The sequence below is a fragment of the Phycisphaerales bacterium genome, assembly GCA_029268515.1.
Lineage (GTDB): Bacteria > Planctomycetota > Phycisphaerae > Phycisphaerales > SM1A02 > JAQWNP01.
Genome location: JAQWNP010000010.1, coordinates 252,874 through 265,034 on the forward strand (window position 1 = coordinate 252,874; position 12,161 = coordinate 265,034).

The window sequence follows — 12,161 nt, forward strand, 5'->3', positions numbered from 1 at the left end:
CTCTCAATTGGTGTGGACTTCTGGAGAAATCTTCTTCGAGAACTAACTTGTTGAGGGAACACAGGCCTATCTAATTTTCGTTTGGCATCTTATGTTCTTCATAGGGCATCCAATCCGAACTCATTGCCGGATAGTGTGGACACGCAGCCTCTTGGGTTGCTGCGCGAGCTGATTCACCCATAAGCTCGACATCCATTCGATAGGTCTGGTCAAAAACAAGAATCGATAAGACCCGGTCGTTGACAACGCGACCGAGCAGCATCAGTAGATCATCCTCAGTGACATCGTTCAGAGCCTCTGCCATGATCAATCGATCATTGATGGCATCTCGTCCCATCATTTGAGCCATGATCTGGAAGTGGACGTTTTGTCTTCTCATCGCCCAGGCTGAGTTGACGACGGCATAAAGACGTGACCATTCTTCTTCACCCATCTCTGCTCGCCACTTCTTGACCACAGCTTCAAAGTGATCAACCTGTAGCTTGCCAGCCAAGGCAACAGTTTTCATGACAGTGGGGAGGAGGTCCCTCGCGTACTTCGAATAGTCTTCAGCAGTAAAGTGACCTTTTGCCAGAGCATTGTCCATAAACGCAATGCCACCCTTGAGAATCGTACGACAGTAGCTCTCAAATTCTGTAGGCATTCCAGCATTGTCTAAAGTCGCTAATGCTTCCTTCATAGATTGGTTGTAATCCGACAAATCTGCTCGCCAGTTTCCAGACTCAGAGTACTCAAAGTACGGTGAGACGATTTCAAAGATGCCGACCAATGTATGTGATACCGATTTGATTTGTTCATAGATCGCAGGTACTGGTTCAACGGCAACCTGCTTTCCATCGCGCCGTAAGATGTATTTGCCGCCATTACCGTTGAACATGGCAAGGATGACAGGTGATTGCATTTGGCCAACTGCATGTTGAGTTTTGGCGTAGTTTGCCTGCATAACCGAGTCGAGTTTGTACAAGCGATCCGAAGCTTCTGATGCTTGATCTACTTGCATTTGTTTGATGATTTGCTCTTGCGCTGGTGATGGCTGGAAAGCATTGGCGACTGATATGCTGAGCACCAAAGTCATCAACGATGACGTGATAAAAAACATGCTATTTATTTTCATTTTAATGCACCCCTCCGAGCATTTTGGTGTGTTGAAAGAAAACACAAATTGATGAAGTCTGTTGTTACCAAGTTCATCACCTATTCAGTATAAAACAATTATTACACCAGCACTAATGCTTTAGTAATGGGCCTATTCACTTAGTAGGTACATTGAAGTAGCGATTTGATGCGAGCGTAATCTCAATTGATGCGACTATTTACCAGCCTCTATTGGTGGTTTTGCAGTTCCCTTAAAGAGCTTGTAGCGAAGTAAACGGCATTCAACGCCACCGTTTTCAAAGGGCACACGGCGAGCTGTCTTAAGGCCGATTGTGCCAGCAAGATCATGCGAGGTAAATACAAATCCATCCCAGCCTGGGCAACTCTGTTTAAGGAAGTCGCCGACGCGTTTATAGACATCCTTGAGCTTCAGTAGATCTCCGAGTCGCTCTCCGTATTCGCCGTGCAAAATGATCGTTCCTGGCGTTTCTGGCATTGGTGTTTCTGCAAAGTCACAAACATGAAACTCAATAAGGTGCTCAACGCCGGCGGTGGCGGCATTTTTCTTGGCGGCCATAACAGCATGAGGATCGATGTCTGTTGCAATAATTGGAGCAGGTGCATTTTTGAGTGTGGCCTTGCGTGCATTGACTCGCTCTTGCTTCCATTGCATTTCATCGAAGGTTAGGAGATGTTGCATGCCAAAATTGCTTCGCAATAGACCTGGCGCCCGCTGCGTTGCCAGTAGTGCGCCCTCGATCGCAAGCGTGCCACTGCCACACATTGGAATGACCAGTGGGCGACTGCCGTCGTAGCCTGTTTCGAGTAAGACGGCAGCAGCAATAGTCTCACGCATTGGTGCAAGAAATGGAATTCGTCGGTAACCACGATCGGAGAGTTTTTGGCCGGCCAAGTCGAGGGAAATCCGTGCCTGGTCATCCTTCCAGTAAAGATGGATGACACTCTGTGTTCGATCAGACCCAGCATTGGGGCGTCGGCCATGGACCTCTTGAATTCGATCGACGATGGCATCTTTGAGTCTCATGTTCGGAAACATTGAGTTATCGATTGTGCTGTTTTGGACCGCCGAAATGACTGACACGTAGCCATCTGGCGAGATAATTCGTTCCCAAGGTAATCGAACCGATTCTTGGTAGAGCATTTCAGCATCAACCGCTTGAATATCAGCAAATCGTTGTAGCACGTGATAGGCCGTACGAAGACGTAGGCACATACGCATTGCATCGGTCCATGTGCCAGTGGTGGTGACGCCAGTGTGGTCGGTGCCAGAAACCTTCAAGCCAAGTGATTCAATTTCACGAGAGAGCCATGGAGAGAGTCCAGGTGCGCAGCTGACACGGTATATCCGTGATGGATCAGGTAATGGTGGGTTTCGTTTTCTTGGGTTTTGATCTGGTCGGGGCACTGGCTTATTCACTAATGGGCATCAGGGTGCGCCCATCCCTTTTGTCTAGGGTCATCACGTCAAAGAGCTGACCATTCTCATCTATTGCTTGAAATTCAAGGATGCCACCATGGATAGCCACATAGACGAGGTGATGTCGTTGTGCTTTTCGGTGCCCGAAAAAAGTATTCGCAGGGTCAAAGTTCTCAAGTGTGCCACCGCCACCGGCACAAGTGACGTAAATCACACCGCCTTCATCCCAGGGCACCACTGATTGTCCAGAAAGTGGGAAAGTACGTTCGTAATCATGAACATGTCCACTAAAGCAAATATCAACACCATATTGATCAAGTAATTTCGTGATGTTTCGCGCATTGAGATCACCACGGTTTGATGTGGTTTCAAAGGTGTCACCATAATCATCGCTGTCGCTGGTCCATGGTGGTTGGTGAAGGACAGCAAACTTCCACTGAGCATCGCTTTCGCGTAGTGCACGATTGAGCCATGCGAGTTGCTCAGATTGATCTGCAAGATCACGATTGCCGTCGATCATAAAGAAATCAGCGTCACCATATGAGAACGTGTACCAACGCTCTGGCTCTGGCAGGCTCATATAGTCGTAATAGTATTGAGCATCTTGTTCATGATTGCCAAGCACCGGCATCATAGGTACACGGGAAATCAGTGGCTGCATATTGGGGAAGAAGTGACCAGTCCAATGGCTCTTATCTGAACCCGTGGTCACAAGATCGCCCGCGTGAATCAGTAAGTTTGGACGGGTTTCATAGGCCAGATCTGAGACGCGCTTAACGACGTTTGGTTGGGCTTGAGTATCACCGATGGCTACAAATGTGAAGGCATCGCCTCTCTGCGCAGCAGTTCGAAAGCTCAATAGGGGACTTTCAATGGTCTGTGTTCCGTGCGCATCAGTCACGTCAGCATAGACCTGGTAGAAGTATTTACTGTGGGGTCTGAGGCCTTGAAGGCGGAACTCATGGAGTTCGGCAGGCTCTTCCTGCGTCATTTGTGACCACGAGCCATCTTCAGGTTTGAACTTCACCCACATCTTGGCAGGCCTGGTGGTCTCTGCGATCACGCTGACTGCGTCAGATGTTGGCCAGGTCAAAAACGGAGAGACCATCCAATCAAGCTTTGTGTCGACTTTGGGGGCAAGCTTGGTGAGCCTGGAGCTCTTTTTGAATTCGCGTTCGATCTGAACTTGGTTGAGGGCGGCGTCTTGTATTTGCACAGACTTGATTCTGCCATCAAGGCCCTGATCTTCATTGCGATCAAGATAGCCACCAATAGCCAATGGTGCTGTCGGGTCGTAAAGTACTGGGCCTGTTTGTTCTTTAGAAACACCAACTAATTGGCCATCCATATACAGACGCATTTCTTGGCCGTCATAGGTGCCGGCTACATGATGCCAACGCCCAATTTCAAATGGTCGATCAGATTTCAGATACGTCATTCTTCCATCACCATCATCAGTGCCTTCGCTGGCCAAACCAAAGGTAAAGGCTGTCTGGTCATACCCTAAGACCCATCCTTTTTCGGCATCGGCATTGTCTTGTACAGCGCCGATAAATCCGCCCCAGGTGGTTGGCATGTCAATAGAAACCCAGGCCTCAACAGTAAGAGCATCTGTCGGTAGGGGTGTGTCTAGGTCAGAGATCTGAGGAGCGATCAAAAAGGGCACAGATCGTCCTGGCAAGATGATTCCGTTTGGATCGGCTTCAACCTTGATGTCGCCTCTTCGTATGACCGAGGGCGTATCAGCAGTTGGTATGAGTTCGGTGCCACTGGCGTGCCAATGCCATTGGTCAATGAGAGTTGAGTGTAGGCAAGTAATCGATAGCAATGCAGTGAGAATTAATGACATGCCCTGTAGTGTAACTACATGGCGGCAAACGAGGCTTTTATAAAGAATCCCCCCGAAGCGGTGGTGGGACCACTTCGGGGGGGAGGGAAGAATGGAAGCTCAGGGTCCAAGCCGGGGTCGAAGGTCCGACGAGGTGAGCTTCCCCAGGTGCCATGGTCTTCCGGTGACCTTTGGCAACCGGAACAAGCGGTGAGATGTGGAGGATGCGAAGTATCCGCCGATCTTTCTCCACTGCCAAGAATGCAGCTTTGTAAGCACTTGAACCCCTCGTGTTAAATTAAGAGAGGATCAGAGAAGATTACGGGTTTCACGCGATTCCCTGTTTCACCCATCCCAACACAAGAGGACTCCTTCCTCTTGTATTGATTGTGCGGTTTCTCCTTCCATCATCCGCTCTCACCCTTGATCCATCTTCTTCGCCAACTCCCGGAGCGAACAGAGTCGACGAAGCTTATAAACAGTAGAAATTCTTAGCTGCAGCCCATTGAGTTGCCGCAGTTCATGCATTTGTAACAACTGCCATTTCTTACAGTGATTGAGCCGCAGCCGTCACATGCGGGTGCATCTCCCATCATTGATGCATTGGAATGATCAATCGCTCGCGAGGCAGGCAGTGTCTCTGCGTAGTCGCTTGTCTGTTCGATTGTTTCTGATCGAACAGCAATGGTCTCGTGTTTCACAACTGTGGTTAGTGACGCTGAGGCTCCGCCGGTCTTCACCTCGCCTGATGGCGTGCCGGATGGTCCAGTGTCGCCAGGAAGAGTCACTCGTGAAGTGGTCCCACCATCGGCGCTGGTCTGAGTCGATAGATTGCTCGGCGTCTGGTTTTCCAATCCAAGTCGATGTGCACCAGCTGTTGTCCCACTGGTCTGACCTGACTCGCTCTGGCATGGTGTGCCCTCCTTGGCATCTCTGGTCGTCATTTGATTTTCTTCTGCCCCTTTGACACCAATGGCTTCCTGCCGTGAGGTCTCAGAACGTGGGGTTTCTTTTTCTGTTCGTTGTGGTGCATTGGCTTCTCGATATCCAGCAATGAACTGCATACCCAGCCACCGGAAAATGTAATCAACCAAGCTTTTTGCAAAGGGAATGTCTCGGTTCGTGGTCATGCCCATTGGTTCAAATCGTTGGTGGGCAAATTTGGTGACCAGGCTTTCGACAGGCACACCATACTGAAGCGCGACACTGATGGCGGTTCCAAGTGAATCCATTAGTCCGCCGATAGTCGAACCTTCTTTAGACATCGTGATAAACAACTCGCCAGGAGATCCGTCTTCGTATTGTCCGACGGTGAGGTATCCCTCGTGTCCAGCCACGTTGAAGTGATGGGTGATGCTATGTCGCGTATCCGGTAAACGGCGACGCATGGGTCTTTCAATAATTCGTTCTACGATTCGTTCTACAAACGCAGGTGATTGAGCTTGATCTTTCGAGGCATCGGTATCATTTTCTTCTGTGATTGAAACCTGTGTGGCGGCCTCAATAACTTCAATGGCAACCTCATTGATGGCCTCGTTGACATCATCTTCGTCCTCTTCATCTTCGAGAGAGACATCGCTTTTGGTATTGAGTGGTTGGCTCAGTTTGCACCCGTCGCGATACAACGCATTTGCCTTGAGCCCGAGTTCCCAGCTCAGCCGATAGGCACTTGAGATGTCTTCGATGCTCGCGTCATTTGGAAGATTGATCGTCTTTGAAATTGCTCCAGAGATGAAAGGCTGAGCGGCAGCCATCATATGAATATGGCCAGTTGGAGCAATAAAGCGTTGCCCGATCTTGCCGCATTTATTAGCACAATCAAATACTGGTAGGTGTTCATCCTGGATATGTGGTGCACCTTCAATAGTCTGGGTGCCGCAGATGGTGACATTGAGTGATTCAATTTGCGCTGCGCTCAGACCAAGTGTCTTGAGGCCATCAAAGGTTGGATTATTTCGAGCATCTTCCAACGAAACATTAAGGTGTTCGAGAACATGGGCTGGCATTGACCAAGCTGAAAATGCGAAGCCAAGTTCAAAGACAGTGGGAAGTGCGTTTTCAACTTCAACGAGATCTTCAGATTTGTATCCAAACTCCAATAGATGCTCGCGAAGCGTCAGTTTAGTTTGTGGAATTGGTGTATCTAGGCTGAGTGTGCCCATTACATAGGTCAGCATTGCATCTACTTGATCAGGGGCATAGCCAAGTGTATTGAGTGCCGGTCGAAGTGACTGATTAGCAATCTTGAAGTAGCCACCGCCAGCAAGTTTCTTGAATTTTGTTAGGGCAAAGTCTGGTTCAACCCCAGTGGTATCGCAATCCATGAGTAGACCGATCGTACCAGTAGGTGCGATGACGGTTGTTTGTGCATTTCGGAATCCAAAACGTTTTCCAAGGGTCAGCGCATCATCCCATGCTTTTGTTGCTCGTACAGATAGCTGTGTTGCATTACCGAGACGACTTTGTTCGGTTGTAAGTAGTTCATGTTCGATTGGAACCGGCGTAATTGTAAGAGATTCATATGCATCTGAACTACGTGGTGTGCCATAAGCGGCACGGCGATGGTTACGCATCACTCTTAGCATCGACTCACGGTTCTCTTCGAAACCAGGGAAGGCGCCTTGTTCAGAAGCCATTGTGGCGCTTGTTGCATAAGAGCGGCCAGTCAGAATTGCTGAGAGAGCGCCGCAAATGGCCCGGCCTTCCTCAGAGTCATATGGAATTCCTGCTTGCATCAGCATGGCGCCAAGATTGGCATATCCCAGACCCAAAGTTCGGTAATGGTAGCTCTGAGAAGCAATAATCTCAGATGGATAAGCGGCCATGAGTACTGAGATCTCAAGGACTATTGTCCATAGGTTGACGGCGTGTTCGAAACCCTCTGTATCAAAGGTGCAGCCATTGATGTCAAAGAGCTGCATGAGGTTGATTGATGCGAGGTTGCATGCGGTGTCATCAAGGAACATGTATTCGCTGCACGGATTGGAAGCGTTGATGCGACCACTGTCAGGACAGGTGTGCCATGAATTAATGGTCGAATCGAACTGAATACCCGGATCAGCACACCGCCATGCTGCGGTGCAGATCTGATCCCATAATTCGATCGCCTCTAGTGTCTTGGTCACTTCGCCGTCAATGCGAGAGGTGAGCGACCAGTCTTTTGATTGATCAACAGCCTCGAAAAACTCATCGCTGATTCGAACAGAGTTATTCGAATTTTGGCCAGAGACAGTGAGATAGGCTTCGCCATTGAAGTCGTAGTCGAGCTGAAGGCCTAGTTTGTCGGCAAGTTCACGCTGATCTTCGGAAAGTACCCGCAGACCTTCAACCATGGCCGCAACTTTTATCTCTTCACGGACCTTCCAGTTTACGAATTCCTCAATATCAGGATGATCGACATCAAGACAGACCATCTTTGCAGCGCGACGTGTTGTTCCGCCAGACTTGATCGCACTTGCGGCACGATCTCCGATCTTGAGGAAACTCATCAATCCAGAGCTCTTGCCGCCTCCAGAGAGCGCTTCACCATCGCCACGAATTGTTGAAAAGTTGGTACCCGTACCAGATCCATACTTAAAAAGACGAGCCTCACGGGTCCAAAGATCCATGATGCCACCATCACCCACCAGATCATCACGAACAGACTGAATGAAACAGGCATGAGGTTGTGGATGTGTGTAAGCATCATTGGCTTGAGTGACTTCACCGGTATCAGGGTTCGGTACAAAGTGACCTTGCGCTGGCCCAGTAATGCCATAGGCCCAGTTCAGTCCGGTATTGAACCACTGGGGGGAGTTTGGAGCTGCAACTTGGTTTAGGAGCATCCAAGCGAGTTCGTCATAGAAGGCATCGGCATCTTCAGTGGTCTCGAAGTATCCATGGGTTTGTCCCCAGGCTCTCCAGCAGCCGCAGAGGCGGTGGACCACTTGTTTTACAGATCGCTCCGGGCCAGTGATCGCCTTGCCTTCACTGTCTGTTTTGGGTGTCCCCTCAGCAGTCATTTGTGGAACGCCTGCTTTTCGGAAGTACTTGCTGACCATGATATCAGTGGCCAGTTGACTCCAATTTGCAGGGACCTCAGCATCATTCATCTCAAAGACGAGTGATCCATCCGTATTACTAATTCGACTTGAGCGGTGGGTCCACTCCACTGTTGAAAAAACGTCCTGTCCCTTAGTCGTAAATCGTCTTTGAATTTTCATGCCAATGGACTCTTCGAGATGAGGTTTTTGATTGGTTGTGTCTTGCGTCTTTTTTTCGGCACGTCGTGCCGAAGCTGGTTGCGGATTAGGAACCATCGTCTCCGTCAACCATGGGCAGCGTTAGGCCTTTTTGGTCTTGATATTTACCACCTTTATCTGCATAGCTTGTTTCGCAGATAGAACTGGCCTTGAGGAAGATGAGTTGAGCAATTCCTTCGTTGGAATAGACTTTGGCTGGAAGTGGTGTCGTATTACTGATTTCTAGTGTGACACGACCTCGCCATTCGGGCTCAAGGGGCGTGACATTCACTATGAGACCACAACGAGCGTAGGTGCTCTTGCCAACGCAGATGGCCAATATGTCACGGGGGATAGAGAACCACTCGACCGTTTCAGCCAATGCAAAGCTATTGGGTGGAATCACAACATGATCACGTTTTGTTTCATCAGTATTGATGGTTATGAATAATTCATCATCGAATTTCTTTGGGTCCACAATGGTGGCACCGCCACAAGTCGCATTGGTAAAGATCTTGAAGCTTGTCCCAACACGAACGTCGTAGCCATAGCTGGAGACGCCCCATGAGACGCGTCCTGCACGGCGAGCTAAATTAGAAAATGGTTCGATCTCGATTTGTTCACGGATTTGTGTGTCACTCAATACGGTCATAGTTGTCTGACATTCCTTCCCGGTCGCCTGCGATACATCAATTCGGCACGCATTTGGTTCTTGGTTGGTGGTCTGGGCTGTACCCAAATCAATTTTGCGGTCAGCTTCCAGGCTGGGGTTCCAGGAAGCGGGTGCGACAGCAATCAACCAATCGCCTGAAGCGGCAAATTCGTACGAGTTACTAACAAAGTCCTAACATAGATCGTGTTTCCCCTCACACGACATTGAGAAATGCAAATGATCGGTTTTCTTTCCATAAAAGACGTATCGTAATACTACATCTTGTACCTTCAAGAAAGCCAACCCCACAATATAGTTTTTTAGATGCAAAATCCACCACTGCAATTCAACCTCTATCAGTGGACATCTTATCGAACCTGCATTGGGAGGCCAAAACCACTACAAATCGAGTGGAGAAGCTGTCATAACCTGTCTGATACCCTACATATTGTGTTTGGAGGTGGATTGGAGCGGACATCACACTTATCCCCCTGGAGCCACGCTCAGTGGGCATTGTTGGTCGGTGGGGCTTTTAGTGAAGGTCTCTTTCTAGGCTGAGGAGAACTTCAAGGGGCCTTTTTGTATGAGGATTGTCGGATTGTGGAGCCCGGATAGACTTCTTCAGCGGTCTCGATTTGAATTGGAGCGTGTTTACAGTCATGGAAGATGTGTTTCTTAAGGGCTTAACTCAGTCACAACAGACTGCTGCGCAGCACGTTGATGGGCCAGCATTGGTTCTGGCGGGGCCAGGCTCGGGAAAGACGATGGTGGTGACACGTCGTGTCGCGCGCCTGGTCAACCTCGGTATTGCGCCTTGGCAAATATTGGCTTTAACATTTACGAATAAAGCAGCCAATGAGATGCGTCAGCGCATTGACACACTGCTTGATCAGTCAAGCCTCAACGGTTCTGGTCTGACTGTTGCAACGTTCCATAGTTTTTGTGCGCGCTTACTGCGTCGTTATGCATCGCATTTGGGTTTGCGCGAAACATTTTCAATCTATGCTTCAACTGATCAGCGGGAAGCGGCAAAGCAAGCCGTCGTACGAGCGGGGCTGGATCTATCTAATTGGACTCCGATGTCAGCGCTCAATGCGATCAGTAACGCTAAAAATGAAATGAAGGATGCGACTGACTATGCGGCCTCAGCTGGCGATTTTTACACACGCACGATTGCTCGTATCTATGCGGGCTATGAAGACATTCTTAAAGCTGCTGGCGCCGTCGACTTTGATGACCTCTTGCTATTGACAGCTAAGTTATTGAAAAGTCATATAGATGTGCGTCAAGAGCTACAAGATCGATTCCAATACGTTCTGATTGACGAGTATCAGGATACAAATCACGCACAGTTTGTGATCGCACAAACACTCGTTGAGAAGCACCGTAATCTCTTTGTTGTTGGTGATCCTGATCAGTCAATTTATGCTTGGCGCGGTGCAGACATCGGCAATATTCTTGAATTTACAGAACATCACTCGGCAGCAGTCACAGTCGAACTTGGTCAGAACTTTCGCAGCACGGGGCACATTGTAGAAGCGGCAGCAGGCCTAATATCTCGCAACAGCAGCCACTTACATAAAGAGCTTTACACTGAACTCGGTCCAGGAGAGCGGCCCCAGTTGATTGCGGCCATCGATGAAGAGTCTGAGGCTCGCCGTGTTGTTGACTTGTTTCGCTCTCGTCACTCAGAGCAGGGCACTCCCTGGAGTGAAATGGCGGTTCTCTACCGTGTCAATGCATTAACTCGTGTTCTCGAGACCGCATTTCGGGAAGCACAGATTCCCTATGTGATTGCCCGTGGAACAGCATTCTATGAGCGCAAGGAAGTGAAAGATGCGCTGGCATATCTACGGATACTGGCGAACCCGGACGATGATCTCGCGTTAAAGAGAATCATCAATACGCCACCTCGAGGAATTGGTGCCACCACCCTTAATCGAGTGGAGCAGTTTTCGCTTGATTCTGGTTGCTCGCTCTTAGAAGGTATGCAACGTGTTGCTGAAGTCACTGACGTATCAGCGCGTAGTCGTGGCGCCGTAAAACGTTTTATAGATCTTTTGGGTAAATGGAGATCGCTACTCGTTGAGGAGGGGCAGTCGTCATTATTAGAAAGTATAGATTTAGCAGATCTTGTCGAGCAGGTTGTTCGTGAAAGTGGTCTCTATGATCTTTTTCGAAGTGCCCGTACCGAGGAAGATGTGCAGCGTTTGGCAAATCTCGAGGAACTGGTGTCTGCAGCAGCTAGTTTCATTCGTCCCCAAGTGGTGGTTTGGTCACCTGATTCTTCAGAAAGTGAAGATGAAGAAGAAGATCACAGTCTTATAGGTATGCTCGGCTCGTTCCTTGAATCAGTCGCTCTGGTGAGTGATCAGGATCTCATTGATCCAGAGCTTGGCGCTGTGACACTGATGACACTCCATGCTGCCAAAGGGCTTGAGTTTGACACGGTTGCGATGGTGGGTGTTGAACAAGGATTACTGCCACACATCAGGGCCAGTGGAGATGACAATGCGATGGAGGAGGAGCGACGGCTGTGTTATGTGGGTATGACGCGTGCCCGAAAACACTTGATCATGACGCGTGCTCAGCAGCGAACGGTACGTGGCATGCGGCAGCAATCCTCGAGCAGTCAATTTCTCGAAGAGATTCCCTCTGGTTCATTAGATCAAGAGGTGATCGATGATCCATGGGCACAAGAGTATGAACCTGATATTGGTCGTTCTTTGAGCCAGTCCAGCCTGTCGGCTGGTCAGCGGGTCGTTCATCCAACCTTCGGGCGTGGTCGAATTCGCAACGTCAATCATCAACATCGTGGTGGTAAGGCAGTTGTTGAGTTTGATACAGGTATCACTCGTACACTCATCTTGGAATATGCGAATCTACGCCCAATTGGAAGCCAATAGGTCGATGATGAATCAGAGACAG

General features: G+C 49.2%; 6 protein-coding genes. 1 reads left to right on the forward strand and 5 read right to left on the reverse strand.

Annotated features, from left to right (window positions below):
• Positions 1–70 precede the first annotated feature (70 nt).
• The 5 genes from P8J86_07605 to dcd form a co-directional block, all read right to left on the reverse strand.
• Positions 71–1,099 (reverse strand): hypothetical protein, encoded by a 1,029-nt coding sequence (locus tag P8J86_07605; GenBank protein ID MDG2054556.1) that lies wholly within the window; start codon positions 1,097–1,099, stop codon positions 71–73.
• A gap of 210 nt (positions 1,100–1,309) precedes the next feature.
• Positions 1,310–2,521 carry a hypothetical protein gene (locus tag P8J86_07610; protein ID MDG2054557.1) on the reverse strand — a complete coding sequence of 404 codons (1,212 nt, stop codon included), beginning with the start codon at positions 2,519–2,521 and terminating at the stop codon, positions 1,310–1,312.
• Positions 2,522–2,525: 4 nt separating this feature from the next.
• Positions 2,526–4,382, reverse strand: coding sequence for a metallophosphoesterase (locus P8J86_07615; protein ID MDG2054558.1), 1,857 nt, complete (start codon positions 4,380–4,382; stop codon positions 2,526–2,528).
• Positions 4,383–4,852: 470 nt separating this feature from the next.
• Positions 4,853–8,563: an adenosylcobalamin-dependent ribonucleoside-diphosphate reductase gene (locus P8J86_07620; GenBank protein ID MDG2054559.1), complete on the reverse strand. Its 3,711-nt coding sequence runs from the start codon at positions 8,561–8,563 to the stop codon at positions 4,853–4,855.
• Positions 8,564–8,648: 85 nt separating this feature from the next.
• A complete protein-coding gene (dcd, locus tag P8J86_07625; GenBank protein ID MDG2054560.1) occupies positions 8,649–9,380 on the reverse strand; it encodes a dCTP deaminase in 732 nt (243 codons plus the stop codon).
• Between the two features lie 512 nt (positions 9,381–9,892).
• Here dcd and P8J86_07630 point away from each other — a divergent pair.
• A complete protein-coding gene (locus tag P8J86_07630) occupies positions 9,893–12,139 on the forward strand; it encodes a UvrD-helicase domain-containing protein (GenBank protein MDG2054561.1) in 2,247 nt (748 codons plus the stop codon).
• The last annotated feature ends 22 nt before the right edge of the window (positions 12,140–12,161 follow it).